This window comes from Methylobacterium sp. BTF04, from assembly GCF_010692745.1.
Taxonomy (GTDB): domain Bacteria; phylum Pseudomonadota; class Alphaproteobacteria; order Rhizobiales; family Beijerinckiaceae; genus Methylobacterium.
Map to the genome: position 1 here is coordinate 1 of NZ_JAAHTB010000195.1, position 1,053 is coordinate 1,053.

At 65.8% G+C, this 1,053-nt stretch carries 1 protein-coding gene; it reads left to right on the forward strand.

Annotated elements, in window-relative coordinates:
- The first annotated feature begins 94 nt into the window (after positions 1–94).
- A protein-coding gene (locus G3T14_RS24280) for an IS630 family transposase (RefSeq protein ID WP_163645021.1) occupies positions 95–1,038 on the forward strand; the annotation gives its coding sequence in 2 pieces (ribosomal slippage) (positions 95–431 and positions 431–1,038; 945 coding nt in all).
- The last annotated feature ends 15 nt before the right edge of the window (positions 1,039–1,053 follow it).

The following is a 1,053-nucleotide window of genomic DNA, read 5'->3' on the forward strand; positions in this document are numbered from 1 at the left end:
CTAGAGCGTTTTCGGTCTGTGCTGAGTCGCGCGTTCGGGGTTCACGCGGAGGCTTTGGGCTGATTCACTGATCGCTCGGGACGAGGAGCGAGACATGGGCCGACCCTACAGCCAGGATCTACGCGAGCGGGTGGTGGAGGCGGCTGCGGTGACCTCGCGCCGGCAAGCGGCGGCGCGCTTTGGGGTCGGCATCGCGACCTCGATCCGGTGGATGGCCGCGCTCACGACGACCGGGACGGTGGCGGCCCGTCCGCAAGGGCGGGCGCGCCGCTCGAAGCTCGATCCGCACGAGGCATTCCTGCGCGGCCTGATCGACGAGAAGGACGACATTACCCTGGAGGAGATGCGTGCCCGGTTGTTGGCCGAGCACGACCTCACGGTTGGGCTGGGAACCCTGTGGAGCTTTCTCGACGCGCGCGATCTGACGTACAAAAAAAGACAGCTCACGCCGCCGAGCAGGACCGGCCGGATGTGAAGGCAGCGCGTGAAGCGTGGTTCGAGAGCCAGCCCGATCTCGACCCCGCGCGCCTCGTGTTCCTCGACGAGACTTGGACCTCGACCAACATGGCCCGCAAACGCGGACGCTGCATCAGGGGCGAGCGATTGCGCTCAGCCGTGCCTCACGGCCACTGGAAAACCACCACCTTCGTCGCCGGACTGCGCCTGTCCGGGATCGCCGCGCCGTTCGTGTTGGACGGGCCGATCAACCGCGACGCCTTCCAAGCGTACGTCGAGCAGGTGCTGGTGCCTGAACTCACGCCCGGCGACATCGTCGTGATGGACAACCTCGGCAGCCACAAGGGACCAGCCGTGCGCGTGGCCATCGAGACGGCGGGCGCGCGGCTGTTGTTCCTCCCGCCTTATTCCCCGGACTTCAACCCGATCGAGATGGCCTTCTCGAAGCTCAAAGCTCTCTTGCGAAAGGCGGCCGAGCGAACCGTCGAGGGGCTGTGGTCCGCGATCGGACGCCTCATCGACACCATCACGCACAGCGACTGCGCCAACTTCTTCGCCGCCGCAGGATATGAACCAGATTAAACCGAAAACGCTCTA